Source organism: Kitasatospora sp. NPDC001540, from assembly GCF_042894345.1.
Classification (GTDB): domain Bacteria; phylum Actinomycetota; class Actinomycetes; order Streptomycetales; family Streptomycetaceae; genus Kitasatospora; species Kitasatospora phosalacinea_C.
This window is the reverse complement of the sequence record NZ_JBIAVO010000013.1, coordinates 170,853-186,920: the sequence shown is the minus strand read 5'-3', so window position 1 is coordinate 186,920 and position 16,068 is coordinate 170,853. Positions and strand designations below refer to the sequence as shown.

At 73.7% G+C, this 16,068-nt stretch carries 15 protein-coding genes and 1 pseudogene; 7 read left to right on the top strand and 9 right to left on the bottom strand.

The genetic code is table 11. The annotated features are described in order from the left end of the window. Positions 1–131: 131 nt before the first annotated feature. The 3 genes from ACFY00_RS18225 to ACFY00_RS18215 all read left to right on the top strand — a co-directional run bounded on the left by ACFY00_RS18225 (position 132) and on the right by ACFY00_RS18215 (position 2,548). On the top strand, positions 132–407 hold the full coding sequence (locus tag ACFY00_RS18225; RefSeq protein ID WP_388032499.1) for a transposase: 276 nt from the start codon (positions 132–134) through the stop codon (positions 405–407). 491 nt (positions 408–898) lie between these two features. Beyond that, complete coding sequence (locus ACFY00_RS18220) at positions 899–1,789, top strand: hypothetical protein (protein WP_388032498.1); 891 nt, start codon at positions 899–901, stop codon at positions 1,787–1,789. Between the two features lie 327 nt (positions 1,790–2,116). After that, a complete protein-coding gene (locus ACFY00_RS18215; RefSeq protein ID WP_388032497.1) occupies positions 2,117–2,548 on the top strand; it encodes an NUDIX domain-containing protein in 432 nt (143 codons plus the stop codon). A 24-nt stretch (positions 2,549–2,572) separates the two neighbouring features. Here the strand turns inward: ACFY00_RS18215 and ACFY00_RS18210 are convergent, their stop codons facing one another. Further along, positions 2,573–3,538, bottom strand: coding sequence for a hypothetical protein (locus ACFY00_RS18210; RefSeq protein WP_388032496.1), 966 nt, complete (start codon positions 3,536–3,538; stop codon positions 2,573–2,575). 376 nt (positions 3,539–3,914) lie between these two features. On the opposite strand from ACFY00_RS18210, the gene ACFY00_RS18205 reads away from it, so the two are divergent. From ACFY00_RS18205 to ACFY00_RS18195, 3 genes are all read left to right on the top strand, one after another. Further along, positions 3,915–5,219: a UDP-glucose dehydrogenase family protein gene (locus ACFY00_RS18205; protein ID WP_388032495.1), complete on the top strand. Its 1,305-nt coding sequence runs from the start codon at positions 3,915–3,917 to the stop codon at positions 5,217–5,219. Positions 5,220–6,080: 861 nt separating this feature from the next. Next, positions 6,081–6,287 (top strand): hypothetical protein, encoded by a 207-nt coding sequence (locus ACFY00_RS18200; RefSeq protein ID WP_388032494.1) that lies wholly within the window; start codon positions 6,081–6,083, stop codon positions 6,285–6,287. After that, entirely contained in the window at positions 6,287–6,961 is a 675-nt protein-coding gene (locus tag ACFY00_RS18195; protein ID WP_388032493.1) for a restriction endonuclease, read from the top strand. Before ACFY00_RS18200 ends, ACFY00_RS18195 begins: the two co-directional genes overlap by 1 nt. A gap of 238 nt (positions 6,962–7,199) precedes the next feature. Here ACFY00_RS18195 and ACFY00_RS18190 read toward each other — a convergent pair whose 3' ends face one another. Further along, positions 7,200–7,838: a GNAT family N-acetyltransferase gene (locus ACFY00_RS18190; protein ID WP_388032492.1), complete on the bottom strand. Its 639-nt coding sequence runs from the start codon at positions 7,836–7,838 to the stop codon at positions 7,200–7,202. A 332-nt stretch (positions 7,839–8,170) separates the two neighbouring features. Here ACFY00_RS18190 and ACFY00_RS18185 point away from each other — a divergent pair, with 332 nt between their 5' ends. Beyond that, a complete protein-coding gene (locus ACFY00_RS18185; RefSeq protein WP_388032491.1) occupies positions 8,171–8,839 on the top strand; it encodes a hypothetical protein in 669 nt (222 codons plus the stop codon). A 57-nt stretch (positions 8,840–8,896) separates the two neighbouring features. Here the strand turns inward: ACFY00_RS18185 and ACFY00_RS18180 are convergent. The 7 genes and pseudogenes from ACFY00_RS18180 to ACFY00_RS18150 form a co-directional block, all read right to left on the bottom strand. Continuing rightward, positions 8,897–9,304, bottom strand: a pseudogene (locus tag ACFY00_RS18180) (ATP-binding protein); the annotation flags it as partial. Next, positions 9,301–9,525 carry a hypothetical protein gene (locus ACFY00_RS18175; RefSeq protein WP_388032490.1) on the bottom strand — a complete coding sequence of 75 codons (225 nt, stop codon included), beginning with the start codon at positions 9,523–9,525 and terminating at the stop codon, positions 9,301–9,303. The pseudogene ACFY00_RS18180 and the gene ACFY00_RS18175, both read right to left, overlap by 4 nt. A gap of 23 nt (positions 9,526–9,548) precedes the next feature. After that, the gene (locus ACFY00_RS18170) at positions 9,549–10,004 is read right to left on the bottom strand and encodes a peptidase inhibitor family I36 protein (protein WP_388032489.1); all 456 of its coding nucleotides are present in this window, start codon (positions 10,002–10,004) and stop codon (positions 9,549–9,551) included. A gap of 130 nt (positions 10,005–10,134) precedes the next feature. Then, positions 10,135–10,644 (bottom strand): hypothetical protein, encoded by a 510-nt coding sequence (locus ACFY00_RS18165; protein WP_388032488.1) that lies wholly within the window; start codon positions 10,642–10,644, stop codon positions 10,135–10,137. 489 nt (positions 10,645–11,133) lie between these two features. Beyond that, positions 11,134–13,290, bottom strand: coding sequence for a M4 family metallopeptidase (locus ACFY00_RS18160; RefSeq protein ID WP_388032487.1), 2,157 nt, complete (start codon positions 13,288–13,290; stop codon positions 11,134–11,136). 181 nt (positions 13,291–13,471) lie between these two features. Beyond that, positions 13,472–14,518: a formylglycine-generating enzyme family protein gene (locus ACFY00_RS18155; RefSeq protein WP_388032486.1), complete on the bottom strand. Its 1,047-nt coding sequence runs from the start codon at positions 14,516–14,518 to the stop codon at positions 13,472–13,474. Positions 14,519–14,610: 92 nt separating this feature from the next. After that, a complete protein-coding gene (locus ACFY00_RS18150; RefSeq protein ID WP_388032485.1) occupies positions 14,611–15,996 on the bottom strand; it encodes a sulfatase in 1,386 nt (461 codons plus the stop codon). Positions 15,997–16,068 lie beyond the last annotated feature (72 nt).

The window sequence follows — 16,068 nt, the reverse complement described above, 5'->3', positions numbered from 1 at the left end:
AGATCCCCGGCCCATTCCCCCATTGCCACGAAACGAGTCTGGCCCCACCGCTCACACAGCGGGGCCAGAACCCAACATCTTCATCAGACTTCTAGGCCGCTTCCCTCGGATCATCTGATCGTTGGTCTGGTGTGCCGTCGACCGACGCGCGGTGGGCGCGGATGGAGCCGTTGTTGCCGGATCGCACGCCGAGGCGGGGCGGGCGGTGGCGCGACCACCGGCAGGTGACCGACGCGATCGCCCGGAAGTTCCAGACCGGCTCGCAAGGGGTCCACCCGCCCGCCGAGCACGGCTCCTGGCAAGGGTGGCGGCGCGGGGCCCGGGCCATCGCCTCGGCGTGGGCGGTCGTCGTCTCGTACTCGCGGGGGTTGAACAGCAACCGCAGCCGCCCCCGGTGTCCGGGATGAGCGGGGCGCCGGGCAGCGCGTTGCAGGCGGTGGCGGGCGGCCGTGTAGGGCTCGCCGGTGTACCGGGCGCGCAGACGTGCGAGGGGCGTCAGGGGGTTGTGCCGGGGCATGGGAGATCCTCCGTCCGCAGTGCGGGGTGCCGCCGGCCCGGCGCGCACTGGTGTGGGGATTCCACGCGTCGTCAACGGGGGTGGGGTGGTACCTGGGTGCTTCGCCGAACGCCCCTCACAGGACCGGATCGTGGGGGCAAGGCGGGTCCGCCCAGTCGGCCGCGGCCAGTGAGCCCGGGTGCGCCGGGCCGACGCAGGCCCGCTCACCGTCCACCACTCGCACGGGTGACAGCGGATCCGCACTCCGCCGCCGCCCGGCTCGCCCCGCGCGACCGCCCGCGCGCCAGCCCCGGGAACCGCGGCACCGGGGTGGTCCGCGGCAGGGGCGGCGCCGGGTTCTTCAGCACTCCCTGTTCGCGGTGGCCTGCTACGGTTCCGGACATGACGCTTGCTGCTGGGCACGGGCACTCGGTGGACCTCCGGGAGGAGCCCGTCGACCAGGTCCTGGAGCTGGTCGAGCAGCGGCTCGGTACGGTCCTCGACAGGAGCACTGTCGTTCGCAAGCGCCGTACGGTCGGTGCCCGGACCGACCGATCGACCTGGGTGCGGGTGGAGCGCCGGCCGTGGAGCCGGGCCGCGGTGCAGGGCTGGGCCGGCACCGAGGCCGCCGCCGTGCTGGGCGAGGTCGCGATGCCGCGCTGGGCCGGATCGGTCGTGTGGCTGGAGCCGGGCGGTGGGGCCCTGTGGCGGGCGGACGAGACCTCCCTCCTCCCGTCGCGGCCGGTGGGCACGGCAGTGCTGGCGTCGGCTCCCGATCTCCCCGAAGGCTGGTGGGCCGCGCTGCACGCCTCGCTCGACGCGCTCGCCGTCCAGCCCACGACCCGGGTGGCGACGCCCGACACCGAGGCGATCACCCAGCGGCACGTCGACGAGGTGATCCGGTCCGCGTTCCCTGAAGCGGTGGGCACGGGCGTGACCGTGTGGCGGTCGGCGCACGCGGACCTGAACTGGGCGAACGTCACCGGCCCGGAGTTCTGCCTGTTCGACTGGGAGGACTGGGGGCTGGCGCCGCGGGGCCTGGACTCGGCGACGCTGCTGGCCGCGTCGCTCGCGGTCCCGGCGCTCGCCGACCGCGTCCGGCGCGAGCGCCGGGCGGACCTGGAGAGCCGGGACGGCAAGGTGATGCGGCTGTTCACGCTGGCGAAGATCGCCGGACCGCATGCCCGCCCGGACGACCCCCGGGTCGAGCCCGCGCGGGCCGAGGCGCAGGAGCTGATCCACGACCTTCGACGAGCGCAAGCAGCTCGTTCGACGAGCAACTCCTGGAACTGACCGACGAGTTCGCGGGAATGCCGTGGCGCACAACGGGAAGCACGACGGGAAGCCCACGGTGTGGCGGCCAGGCGTGGAACCCTGGCCTGCGGCGGTCGCCGTCTGGCGGCCGAGGACCGGCTTCGAACCCCGCCAGCCCCGTTCCCGCCTTCGGCCGCTGTCCCCCGGCGCTGGCGCCGCGGTGCTGCGTGAGCGCTACCTCCGCCCCACCTCCACCTGCCCGCCCCGCAACCGAGCCGAAGGTGACGGGCCGGCCCGCACAGCGGCAGGATCATCCCCCGAGCCCCCGTCCGGTTTCGGGGAACCGCCCACCACCGAGGAGCAGCAATGAAGCAGCGCGTCCGCGCCGTCCTGATCAGCCGTCACGGCACCGCCCTGTTCATGAAACGGACCCGCCCCGGCCAGGCCCCGTACTGGGTGCTCGTCGGCGGCGGCGTCGAGGACGGCGACGCCGACCTCCACAGTGCCCTGCTGCGCGAGATCCGCGAGGAGATCGCCGGCGACGCCCGGATCGTGCGGCCCTTCCAGCGCATCGACCACCCCGACGGCACCATCGAGCACATCTTCCTCACGTTCGTCGACAGTTGGGACTTCGCTGCCCGGACCGGGCCCGAGTTCCAGCACGAGGGCCGCGGCGAGTACGAGCTGGAGGAGGTCGCGCTGACCGCCGACGCCATCGGTGCCCTGAACCTGCTGCCGCCCCAGGCCAAGGAGGCGCTGCGCGAGGCGATCGACGCCGGAACTCTCCTGGCCGACTGACACCGGGGGCGGGCGGTGACGCTCCTACCGGGCCGGGGCCGGAGGGCTGGGCCAGAGCCTGATGTCGAACAGCTCCATCGGCCCCGTACCTCGGGGGCGCCGCCACACCGCCACGGTGTGGCGGCCCACCGCATCGCGGCCCAGCGGTACGTCCAGCAGCGCGCCGTGGACGGTCGAGACGAGGACGACGGCCAAGGTGTCGGTCAGGTCGACGGTCACCTCGCCGAGCGGGACCCAGGAAGCACCCGGTCCGTGCTGGGGACCGGCGCACAGGGCGAGGCGGAAGACGGCCTCCGGCTGGCTGTACACGGCGGTGGGGACCGCCACGATCGCCCCGTCGCCACTGGGGGTGATCCGGTCGCGCCGCGGCACCACCGCCTCCGCGCTCGGGGCGAACTGGAGCGTGAAGTGGCCGTAGTCGATGCCGCCCGCCACCACCTCCGCCGCCCCCGCGCCGGACAGCGGCGCGAACAGCCCGGCCCGAGCGGCCCGGCTCTCGGCCGTCCGGAACACGGTGTCCAGGGCGGATTCGAGGCCGGCGTCCGCGACGAGGTGGGAACGGGAGGGCCAGGCGGTGAAGTTGCCGTAGCGGTAGCGGACACGGTCCAGGCGCAGGCCGTGGTCGAGGACCAGGCGCCCGTCGGCCTGCCGCACCCTGGCCTCGCGCTGTGGTGCGGCCGCCCGGTAGAGGTAGTGGCGCACCACCGCGGCCGGGTCCCCGTCAGCGGACCGGGTGTCGTAGGAGGCGTGGGGGCCGGTGATCGGTCCGAGGGCGAGTCCGGTGGTGGCGAGCACCTGCGTACGCAGGTCGGCGTCCACCGCGGCGCCGTCCGCCCCGGTCGGCGTGGTGCCGGGGAGTACCCAGGTGCCGTCGTCCGCCCGCTGGAGCAGCAGCAGGCCGTCTTCGCCGACGGTCACCACGGCGTCCGCCGTCACCTGCCCGATGCCGTCCGCCCGTGCGGCGTCGGCCAGTTCTCCCCAGGTCTCCATGCCGCCGCACCCTACGCCCAAGGCGCCCTCATGGGTGGCCGATTCCCACCACAGGCCCGCCGGGCGATTGAGCGAAGCCCGCGCCCGGGGCGAAGGACGTCCTGGCGAAGATCGCGAGGAACATCGCGGGGCCGGTGCCCGACGTTCTGCCCGTTCACCGTCAGCGGCGGCGTTCGCGCGGGGAAGGCCGCCAGAGCCGTAGTGGACTTTCCGCCGGGTGCGGTGACGGCCGTGGTCACCGGCCTTGGCCAGCCGCGATGCCCCGAGCAGGAAGTCACTCTTGATCACAGCTCGGTGACGTGGAGCGATCATCCTCTAGGGTCGGATGCGGCGGACAGCCAGGACGCCTCAACGCCGGGAAGGTGGACGGAACTTTATGGTGCGGAACCGAATCGCCGTGTTCGGTGCGGGCTACATCGGCCTCGTGACCGGCGCTTGCCTGGCGAAACTGGGCCACACGGTCGTCGTGCGGGACATCCAGGAGGAGCGGATCGCGCTCCTGCGCGCCGGAGGAGTGCCGATCCACGAGGACGGCCTCGCCGAGCTGATCGCGGAGAACACCGACCGGCTGACCTTCACCCTCGACGCGCAGGAGGCCGTGCGCGACGCCGAGGTCGTGTACGTGTGTGTGGACACCCCGACGACGCCGTCGGGAGACGCCGATCTCTCCCGGATCTGGCAGGTGATCAAGTCGCTGGAGGGCGCGCGGCACCTGGTGGCCGTGGTGGTCAAGAGCACCGTGCCGGTGGGCACGGGTGCGAGGATCCGGGCCGCCATGGACAGCGCTGGCCTCCAGGCCGTGGGGTACGCCGCCAACCCCGAGTTCACGGCGGAGGGCCGGGCGGTGCACGACTTCCTGCACCCGGACCGGGTGGTGATCGGCGCCGACGACCCCGACACGATGAAGCTCGTCGCCCAGCTCCACGACGGTGTGGACGGCCCGATCGCGGAGATGGACGTGCCCTCCGCCGAGATGGTCAAGCTCGCTGCGAACGCCCTGCTCGCCACGAAGATCAGCTTCACGAACGAGATCGCGACGATCTGCGAGGCGACGGGGGCTGACGTCGAACAGGTCGTCCGCGCGGTGGGCATGGACCACCGGCTCGGTCCGCACTTCATGCGCCCCGGCGTCGGCTACGGCGGTTCCTGCTTCCCCAAGGACTCCCGGGCGCTGCGCGCCCTGGCCGGCAACTCCGGGTACTCGTTCCAGCTGATGACGTCGGTCATCGAGGTCAACGATCTGCAGCCGCGCCGCGCCATCCAGCGCCTGTCCGACGAGATCGGCGGCTTCCAGGGGCGGTCGGTGGCGCTGCTGGGCATCGCCTTCAAGCCGGGTACGGACGACGTGCGGGAGGCTCCGAGCGCGATCATCGCCTCCCGTCTGCAGGCCGAGGGCGCGTCGGTCAGGTGCTGGGACCCGCTCGTGGGGCCGCTCGCCGGGGAACCGTGGTCCTCGGCCACGCGCTGCCGGACGCCTCTGGAGGCGATGGCAGGCGCGGACGCGGCGATCATCGTGACCGAGTGGCCCCAACTGCGGGACATCGCCTGGGAGCAGGCGGCGGCGGTGATGGCACGCCCGCTGGTCTTCGACGGCCGGAACCTTCTCGCCCCCCAGGACATGGGCGCGCTCGGCTTCACCTACATGAGCGTGGGCCGCACGACGGTGCGCGCAGCAGCCTGACCCCTTGCCCGGTGGCTGGGCCCGCTGCCGCGGGCGCGGCACTGGCCGGAGCGGATTCCGCTCCGGCCAGTGCCATCGGTTCTTCGCGGTGCCGCGTCGGGCACGCCGACCTGCTGCGGTGCGGGCCCGGTCGGGCGGGGAGATGCTGGTCCTCCGCAACGACCGCGTCGCCCACCGCGGCCGGCCCTACCGCAACGGCGACCGGCCCCGGCGGCTCACCCGCTCCATGGACAACGCCGCCCCGCGGCGCGGGTAGGGGACGCCACCGGGGTGTGGCGCCGGTGAGGTCGGACGTAGGTCCGGGCGGCGACCGGCCGGTGTGCCTGTGCCGTGTCGGTCGGAGCCGTCGTCTCCCGGGCCACCTGCGTCCGCCGACGGGTCGGCCCGGCGGCGATGCCGCTGCCAGGGCTGCCCGGCTCGCCTTGCTCCCCGCCGCTCAGCCGTGCCGCACCGACCGCGCGCACGCCTCGTCCCTCAGCGGGGCGCACCGAGGACGTCGAAGGTGCGCCTCTGGTGTGTCACCGGCGTACGCCGTACCGATTCCCGCCATTCAGGGTCGAGCGCCCTGTCGCGTCACGTCAGGGCATCCGGGCAGGCCCGAGCCTCCGGTGCCGGGTGTGTCGGAGGATCCTCCCCCCGTGGCCCGCCGGTACGCCCTCCGAAAGTGATTCGAACACGCAAGGTCGTGCCCGGTCCGCCCGGGAGGGCGCACGCGCTGCCCTCCCGGGCGCGGGAGTGTCCGGAACGCGCCCGCGACCGGGGCCGTCTGCCGACGATCCGTCAGTTCCTGTCCTGGGCCGCTGGTACATCAGTGGCCAGACGGGCCGCGCCGCGGCCCGCCGATGGGAGGGAACGACCCCGATGACAGTGCCCCCGGGCTACCACCGCGTCCGCAGTCACATCCGCCGCAACCCCGGCCCGCGCGCGAGCGCCAAGAAGATGAGCGGCTGGACGATCGCCGGTCTCTGCGCGCTGGTGTGGCTGTGGTCGCACTTCGTCGGCTTCGGCGACAGCGGCACCGCCACGCCGCCCGCCGCCCCGGCCGTCACCGCTCCCGCGGCGCGCTGATGGCCCGCAGACCGCGCCGCCCGCGCGGCACGGGCGAGGTCCTCGCGGCCGCGGCCGTCGCCGTCGCCGCACTCGTCGCGCTCGCCCCGGCGGTCGCGGCCGCCGGCCGGGCCCTCGTACGCGGCTGGCCCGTCCTGGCGGCCCTCGCCGGGGCGGCGGTGATCGGCACTGCCGTGTGGCGGGCCGCCGTCCGGGCCGCGCGGCGGGCGGCCGCCGAGCGGCTGGCCACGCTGCGCCTGAGCCTGACCGGCATCGACGCCCTGGGCGACCAGGAGTTCGAGTTCGCGCTGCGGGACCTGCTGGTGCGCGACGGCTGGAGCGCGCAGAAGGTCGGCCAGCAGGGCGACCAGGCCGCCGACGTGATCGGCCGGCACCCCGTCCTGGGCCGCATCGTGCTGCAGGCCAAGCACACCCGGGTCGGCGCGAAGGTCGGCTCCCACGTCATGTACCAGGTCAAGGGCACCGCCGGTCCCGCGCACGGCGCCGACATCGCGGTCGTGGTCACCAACGGCGGCTTCACCCGCGACGCCAAGGCGTGGGGCGACCGGCACGCCGTGCACTGGGTCGACCGGGACCGGCTGCGCCTGTGGGCCGAGCACGGCCACGCCCTGCACGAACTCCTGCGCCTGCAGGCGCCCCGGACCCGTCGCAGGCTCGGCCGACCCGCGGCCTGAGGCCCGCCCGCACCGCAACGAAAGAAGGGAAGGCCGTGCTACGCGAGGACGGCACGTTCGATCCGCTGCTCAAGCGCATCGTCCAGGTGGTGGTCGCCCTGGCCGTGGCCGAGGTGGTCTGGCAGTGGCTGACCACGACGTTCTGGCGGTGGGTCAGCGTGGACGCGTGGGGCTGGATCACCGCGCACCCCTGGTGGTCCTCCCTCGCCGCGGCCCCTCTGGTCCTGGCCGCCGCCGTTCACCGCGGACGCTCAGGCCCTCGGCGACCACCAGGACCTGGCCCTGATGGGCCGCCAGACCCTGAAGCGAGGGAAGTGCCGGGCGCGGAGGTGATGGTGCGGGAGCGGGTCAGGCGCCAGACCTGCTCCTCGCCGCTCTCCGCGGGCGCCCGGCGTTCGGCGGGACGGCGTTCGTACGGGGTGAAGCCGAGGCGCGCCGCCACGGCTCCGCTGGCGCGGTTGGCCGGGTCGTGGACGATCTCGACGTAGTCGACGCCGGGCAGGCGAAACGCCTCCTCGGTCAGGGCCCGCGCGGCGCGGGTCGCGGTCCCGCGGCCGGTGGCGGCGGGGTGCAGCCAGTAGCCGATCTCGCGGCCGGCTCCGTGGGAATCCTGGCCTCGGAACAGGGAGCAGGTGCCGACGATCGCCTTCTCCGTGGTGATCGCGTAGGTGCAGTCGCCGTCGGCCCAGCGTCCCGGGCGACGGGCCAGGAAATCGGCCGTCGCGGCCGGACTGTGCCCGGCGGTCCACGCCATCCACGGGGCCAGGTGCTCCAGCGACTGTTCGATCACCTGGTGCAGTTCGGCCAGGTCCGCGTCGGCGAACTGGCGCAGGATCAGGTCGCCCAGGTCGATCACCGGCGGGAGGAGAGGGCTCATGCCGGGATGGTCTCGGTCAGCCGCTGCGCGCGGCAACGGGATTTCGACCGACGGGCGCGGGGTTGGCCGCGTGCGGGGAAGACCACCGCCAGAACGGCAGGGGCGCCGGGGCTGTCGGCGTCTTGTGCGACGGCGCCGCGTTGCCCCGTCCCTCGTCCGTCGTGAACTCGCAGACCGTCGACGGCCGCACCTGGCTGCGTAGGTCGGAACCGAGAGCACTTGTCGGTGGCTTCGGAGAGCGGCTGTTGGTCGGTCGGCCGAGGAATGTTGCCAAGAGATGAGAGCACCGGGGCGGTCGAGGCTGTGTCAGTGGCCTCCGGTTGTATTGCCGCGTGAGCGTCTACGAAGTGATCAAGCAGTTGCCCGAGCCCGAGACGGTGCGCGCCCGCTCGAAGGCGATGGCGATGCTGGACGCTGTCCTGAGCCCGGAGTGGCAGTGGCGTTACTACTCGTATGACACCCGGTGGGCTCCGGGTGAGGAGATGGCCTCGATGCGGGACGGCAGCGGGAACGACTACGCCATCGTCTTCTCCGCGGCCGGGGTCTATGCCCAGGCGTGCAACCACGAGTCGCCGATCTCGGCGTATCACGTCTCGCCCCCGGCGCTGTGGCCCGGGTTGTTCGACTCGGTTCCGGAGGTCTTTCGCGCCTTGGTGCAGGAGCCCGCCTTCGCCGACAGCAGCGGCGTCCCACGAGCCACCGTGTGCCTGTGGCGGGAACAAGACGACTCCACCTGGAAGTGCGGTGATGTCCATGTCCCGGATTGGGACGAGGAGGACGCCGATGGCGCTCAATGGCTGTTCGGGCTCCTGCTGGAGGGCACCGCGGAGGCGTTTCTGGAGTTCGCCGACGAAGTCTACGAACTGTCCCTTGACCTGGCGGCAGTTCAGCACGTGTATGACTTGAAACCGCTGACCCAAGACGTTGTCGCGGCCCTGAACCCGGAGGTTCGGATCGAGGACCTGGCCGGGGACATTGCCCAGATCGGGTATCCGAAGTAGGCGCTCGCGGTAGCAGCGTCAGCCGGCCTGTCCTCGGCCGACCGTCTGCTGCTGTTCGAGCTTGGTGGCCAGCACGTGCTTGACCCGGAAGCCGGCCATCGCGGCTTCGGTGCCGAGGGCGATCAGCAGGTGGGACTTGCCGGTTCCGGAGTCGCCGATCAGGCAGAGCGGCAGGCTCTTCTTGATCCATCCGCAGGTCGCGAGGGTGTGGATCGTCGCCGGGTCGATGTTCGGGTTCGCGTCTAAGTCGAACTTCCGCAGGGACTTGTCCCGGGGGAATCCGGCGGCCTTGATCCGCCGTTCCGAGCGGCGGCGGGCCCGGTCGTCGCACTCGGACATCAGCAGCCCGGAGAGGAAGCCGAGGTAGGACATCCAGCGCGCGGCCCGCCCGTACCGCCCGTCGGCTGGACGGAACGTGCCACCGGCGGGCGGCGCGGACGGACGGCGGGCGGTACGGGCCCTCAGCCGACGGCCACCACGGGGACGGCGGCCGCGGCAACGGCGGCTCCGCCGTGCGCGGGGCCGGTGGCGGGCTCGGGGTCGGTGGCGGTGGGGTGCGCCCGGGGGCCGGTGGTGACGGTGCGGTCGGCGGGCGAGGAGTACGCCCGGGTGCCGGTCGCGGTGAGGACCGCGGCGACGGCGAGGGCCGCGGCGGCAGCGGCGGCGCGCCGGTGGAGGGGGGTCATGCGGCTCCCGGGGAGGGACGGGCTCAGCACGGGCGGAGCGATTTGAGCGCGTTGTCGTGGGCGCTGCCCCGGGTGCCGGGGGCCATCGCGGTGGCGGTGTCCCCGTAGTCCTTGCCGGGGTACCAGCAGTAGGCGACGGGCGAGTTGTTGACCCAGGCGGAGATGCCCTCCTCGCCGGTGAACCGGGATCCGTCGGGCAGGTCCAGCCGCTCGGTGTCGGCGAGTTGGGTGCCGGGCAGCAGCGCGACGGCGGCGTGGTCGTAGTGGACGCCGTCGTACAGGCAGACCCACCCGGCCGGGCACGCGACGTGCCGGGCGACGCGGCTGTCGCCGTTGAGGACGTGCACGCCGGGCGGGTTGTTGACGGCGGCCGCCTGGGCGGGGGGCGTGGGGGCGGGGGTGGCCAGGGCCGGGACGGCCAGAGCCGGGGCGGCGCCGAGCACGAGGGCGGCGGCGAGGGCGAGCGGACGCAGGCGCATCGGAGGGGTCCTCACTTGGGGTCGGGAAGTGCTTCGGTCCGCGCGGCCCGGGCGCGGCGACCCGCCCGGGCCGCGACCACCCGCGGGACGGGGGTGCGCGGGGCGGGGGTGCGCGACGGTCGGGCGGGGGTCAGGCGTTCCACGGCGTCCCCAGCAGCCTGAGGTCGCCGGCCCGGTCGGGGCTGTCGGCGGTCCACCACACCTGGGCGTTGGCGCCCTTCGGGATGGCGAAGTCGGCGTGCACCGACTCCTTCGGTCCGACCTGCCGCCAGATCACGTCGCTGGTGCCCTTCAGGCTGGCGGCGCACTTCGCGGCGTCCACGGCGGGCGCCTTGCCGCCGTCGCAGTCGTACACGACCAGCGAGAGGTCGGCGTACCCGGGCCCGGTGTTGGTGAAGACCAGTCGGCCGCCCTCCCCGGTCGGGCACCAGCTGACCGTGCCGCCGGTGACCGGGACGGGGGGCCCGAACGGGCCGGTGCAGACCGGTTCGGCGTCACGGGCGGCGGGCGGCATCGCGGCGCCCCCGCCGGGGCCTGTCTGGGCGGCGGGGGCGGCGGGAGCGGCGGCGGTCAGTGCGAGGACGCTCGCCGAAACGGCGAGGGCCGCCGGGAGGCGGTGTCGCCAGGGGGTGCGGGACATGTCTCTCCTGCTCGGTCCTGCTGGGGTGGGACGCCCGTGGGACGGGGCGGCCGCCGAACCGGTCGGCGGTCACTCTCAGTCATCGCCAGAACGGCCGCCCGCCTATCGCTTCGTCGACGCACTGTCACCCGATCGGCCAGCGCCGGGATTCGCTCGGACGACCCTCCGATGGGCCGCCGGTGACGGTGCGTCAGGGCGTGGGGGGGGGGGGCCCGCGGGGGGGGCGGGGGGGCGGGGGCCCGGGGGGGGGGGGGGGGGGGGGGGGGGGGGGGGGGGGGGGGGCGGGGGGGGGGGGGGGGGGGGGGCGGCGGCGGGGGGGGGGGGGCGGGGGCGGGGGGGGGGCGGGGGCCCCCCCCGCCCCCCGGGGGGGGGGGGGGGTCCCCCCCCCCCCCCCCCCCCCCGCGACCCGCTGTTAAGTCCCCTTTAAGGCCCTGCTGTCCGGGGACGTTTCGAGGCCCTGCCGCCGGGGGACGTCGCGCGACCCGCCGGTCAGCCGACGCTGACGTCGTCGACCAGGAAGGTGGTCGACAGGTAGGCGTCCTCCTGCCCGGCGAACTGCAGGTTGACGCTCTGTCCGCGGAAGGCGCTCAGGTCGACGGTCTTCTGCACGTACCCGGCCGAGGCGTTGGCGTTGGAGTACGTCGCCAGGGTCTGGCCGTTGACGCTGACCTTGAGGGTGTCGTACGCGGTGGAGCCGGACTCCTGGGTGGTGACCTTGAGCCAGAAGGTGAGCCTCGGGGTGCCGCTGGCCGGGACGGCGACGTTGTTCTGTGCGAGGGTCTCGGTGGCGGCGGAGCCGTAGCCCATCATCCAGGCGTACCAGGAGCCGCCGTGGGCCTGCTGCTGGGTGGAGTTGGTGATGTCGTCGGCGCTCTGCGTCCAGCCGGTGGCGCCCTGCTCGAAGTCGCCGTTGGTCAGCGCGTTGCCCGGGTTGGGGTTGCCGGTGGGCGAGGAGGTCGGCGAGGCGGTCGGCGACGGGGACGGGTTGCCGCCCGGGTCGGGCAGCGCGGTGCCGATCGAGACGGCCGCCCACGCCTTGGAGACGATGTACCGCTCCTGCGAGTTGGCGCCGTACAGGTCGGCGGCGGCCTGCAGGGTGGCGGTGCGCGCCGCCGAGTAGGTGGTGGTGGAGGTCATGTAGGTGGACAGGGCGCGGTACCAGACCGCCGCGGCCTTGTCCTTGCCGATGCCGTTGAAGGTGTCGCCGTTGCACGGGGTGCCGTTGTGCGGCAGGCCGCCGATGGTCTTGGCGCCGGTGCCCTCGGCGGTCAGGTAGAAGAAGTGGTTGGCGATGCCGGAGGAGTAGTGCACGTCGACCTGCCCGGCCCGGCTGCTGTAGCAGGACAGCGAGGAGCCGTCCGCGGCCGGGTTGTCCATCCGGCGCAGGTAGCCGTTGCCCATCCGGAGCTTCTCGCCGATGTAGTAGTCGCCGGGGTCGGTGCTGTTGTTGGCGTAGAACTCGACCATGGTGCCGAAGATGTCGGACGTCGCCTCGTTGAGGCCGCCGGACTCGCCGGAGTAGTTGAGGTTGGCGGTGGCGGCGGTGACGCCGTGGCTCATCTCGTGGCCGGAGACGTCCAGGGCGGTGAGCGGGGTGTTGCCGTTCTGCGAGGATCCGTCGCCGAAGGACATGCAGAAGCAGGAGTCGTCGTAGAACGCGTTCAGCAGTTGGTTGTCCACGTGGACGTACGCGGGGGCGCCGCGGCCGTCGTTGCGGATGCCGGAGCGGTTGAAGGTGTTCTTGTAGAAGTCCCAGGTCTTCGCCAGGCCGTAGGAGGCGTCGACGGCGGCGCTCTCCCGGCTCGAAGTGGAGCCGTTGCCCCAGGAGTTGGTCGACTTGGAGAAGGTCCGGGCGTTCTGCGCGGGGTTGGACTGCGGGCTGTTGTACGAGTCGTAGACGATCGTCGAGCCGTGCAGCGCGTCAGTCAGCGTGTAACCGCTGCCGCCCTGGCTGGTCTCGATGGTGACCTGGCCGACGTTGACGCCGTTGCCGGTGCCGGAGACGGTCTGGTTGACCTCGTACTGGTCCAGCACCGCCCCGCTGGCGGCGTCCAGCAGGACCGCCTCGCGGGAGTTGGCGCCCGCCTCGCCCGCGCCGGTCACGGTGTTGCGGTAGGCCAGCACCGGGACCTTGCCGACCGCCCAGACCACCAGCTGGCTGGTGTCCAGGTTGGTGGTGCGGGCCTGCTTGACGTGCTTGGCGCTGCGCACGGCGGCCGCCGAGGCGTCCTGGCCGGACAGCTTGGGCGTCACGCCCGCCACCTTGATCGCGCCCTGGTGGGCCCAGGTGGTCGAGGTGGCCTTGCCGTTCGCGCCGTAGTGGACGACCAGGTCGCCGCCGATGACGGGCAGCCCGCGGTAGGTGCGGTCGTACCGCACGTGCCGGGCACCGTCGTTGTCGACCAGCACGTCCTTGGGCAGCAGGCGCTCGTCCGGCCCCAGGCCCAGGCTCTTGGCCACGTCCTTGGCGTCCTTCTCCGCCTGCTCCAGGAGCGCGGTGCGGCCGACCGAGGTCATCGCCTGGAATCCGGCACCGTTCGCGGTGGTGCCGCTGGCCAGTGCGGGGGACTGGGAACTCGCCACCATCACGGTGCCCATGGTGAGGGCGGCCGCAACAGCTGCCGCCAGAGCGGTCTTGCGGTTCATCGGGTTTCCTCCCACCGAGCCGGGGTTGATGGGGGACGGTCGACGACACCGATGGGGTGTGGCGCCGCGACCGGTTTCAGCTCGGCGGCAGGACGCTAGGGCCGCGGGGCACCCCCGCGACACGCCCTCACGGCCCCGGCAAGGGCCGGTCAAGGGTGCGGTCCCCGGGGGCCCGGCGGTCTCAACGGGCGATGCGGAAGCCGATGTTGCCGCTGGAGCTGTCCGGGGTGTTGGCGGAGCGGGCGGCCAGCCGGTAGCGGTTGCAGTAGGAGGCGTGGCACATGTGGGAGCCGCCGCGCATGACGCGGGAGGTGCCGGTGGGCGGGCCGAGCGGGTCCTGCCGGGTGGCGGGGGTGTCGGCGCGGTGGTGGTCGGGGCTGAAGCGGTCGGCGCACCACTCCCAGACGTTGCCGAGCACGTTGTAGAGGCCGTGGCCGTTGGGGCGGTACGAGCGGACGGGGGCGGTGGAGCGGTGCCGGCCGGTGTTGCGGGTCGGGAAGTCGCCCTGCCAGATGTTGAGCATCTCCCGTCCGCCGGGGGCGAGTTCGTCGCCCCACGGGTAGCGGGTGCCCTCCCGGCCGCCGCGGGCCGCGTACTCCCACTGGGCCTCGGTGGGCAGCCGGGTGCCGGACCACTCGCAGTACGCCCGGGCGTCGTTCCAGGAGACGTGCACCACCGGGTGCTGCTGGCGGGCGGCGTAGTCGCTGCCGGGGCCCTCGGGGGCGCGCCAGGTGGCGCCCTCGACGGCCCGCCACCACGGGGTGGCGGCGACCCGCGGGGAGGCGGCGCGCAGCCGGTCGGTGAGGAAGCCCTCGAAGACGAAGCTGGAGCCGAAGCGTTCGGCGTCGGTGACGTACCCGGTCTCCCGGACGAAGGACGCGAACTCGGCGTTGGTGACGGTGGTCGCGGCGATCGCGAACGGCGCGAGCCGCACCTCGCGAACCGGCCCCTCGCCGTCCCCGGGGATGCCGTCCGGGTCCTGCCCGCCCATCAGGAACGCCCCGCCGGGCAGCTCCAGCAGTCCGCGGGCGGCCCGCACCGCGGCGGGCGAGCGGGGTGCGGGCGCGGCGGGGGCGGGCGCGGGCGCGGGCGCGGCGGGCGCGGGCGTGGCGGGCGCGGGCGCGGTGGGCGCGGCTTCCAGGGTCAGGACCGGCAGGGCGGACAGGACCGGCAGGGCGGGCAGGCCGAGGTCGGCGGGCTCGTGCCCGGGGGTGCAGCAGGAGAGCATGGCGGCCTCTTCTTCGCGGGGGTGCGGGTCCGGCCGGTCGCCGGGGAGACGACCGGCCGGGGTCTTCGGGGGCTGGGCCCACGAGGTCGGCGTCAGGCGCCGCGCTCGGCGGCGAGGGTCGCGGCGAGGGCCGGGATCCCGAGCGCCTGCTCCTGGGCCGGGGTGGCCTGGTACAGCCGGTTGACCAGCTGGTACGGGTCGGCTTCCAGGTCGTAGTACTCGCGGAAGGCGACCTCGCCGGTGCCGACGGGCAGGCCGTTCGCATCGGTGTGCAGCTTGTAGTACTCGGTGTACTGCTCGGTCCTCGACAGGTACGAGGACCAGGTGTGCGGCCGCCCGGCCTGGTGGACGCCCTGCTCCCAGTACTCGACCAGCAGGTGGTCGCGGCTGTACGGGCCCAGCAGCGAGTGCCCGTCGAGCGTCCAGTCGGGGGTGATCCCGGCCGCGTCCAGGATGGTCGGCGCGAGGTCGATGTTGGCGACGATCCGGTGGTCGGCGGGGCTGCCCGGGCCGAGGCCGCCGGCCGGCCAGGAGACGTAGAACGGCACCTCGACGGAGGGCAGGTAGGGCACCGACTTCTTCGACCAGCCGTGGTCGGCCCAGGTGTAGCCGTTGTCGCCGAGGTAGATCACCAGGGTGTTGTCGAGCTGCCCGAGCGCGGCGAGCTTGTCGTGCAGGGCCTGCACGGCGTCGTCCACCGAGAGCAGGGTGCGCAGTTGGCGGGCCCGCAGCTGCCGGGCGGTGTCGAGGGTGGCGGTGGCGTCCTGGATCCACTGCGGCTTGTCGCTGCGGTCGGCCTCGCCGACGGACGGGCGGCCGCTCCAGGCCGGGACGGTGGTGTCGGCGTACTTGGGCTCGGGCGTGTTGGGTTCGTGCGAGGCCTTCGGGGCGACGAACGCGAACCAGGGGCGCGGATCGGTGGCGGCCTTGTCGAGGAAGGCCAGCGCGTGGTCGCGGATCACCGAGGTCGAGTAGCCGGGGATGGTGCGCACGGTGCCGTTGTCGTTGTACTGGCCGTCGTTGTAGACCACCGGCGCGGACAGCAGCCACTCGTCGAAGTGCGGCGGGTTGTCGGCGGGCTGCCAGGCGTTCAGGTACTTGCCGAACAGCCCGGTGCGGTACCCGGCCTGGTGCAGCACCCGCTGGACGGTGTCGTGCTGGTCGAGGTTGTACGGGTGGCCGTTGTCGCGGACGCCGTGGTGGTGCGCGTACCGCCCGCTGAAGATCGAGGAGCGGGACGGCGCGCACAGCGGCGTGGTGACGTGCCCGGCGGTGAACCGCACGCCGTGGCCGACCAGCCAGTCCACCGTCTTCGGGGTGGCCCACTCGGTCTGCTTGGGCTGGTCGTCGGTCAGGATCACCAGCACGTTCGGCCGACCGGCCCCCGCCGCGGCGGCGCTCCCGGCGCCGAGGCCCAGCGGCAGCGCGGTCGCGGCGGCCACCGAGGCGGCGCCGGCCAGGAAATCGCGGCGTCCCAACTTCGGTTCTTCGTAAGGAGGTTCGGGGTTCCGACTCATGGCGTGCGTACCCTTTCGCAGGAGGAGTGGCGG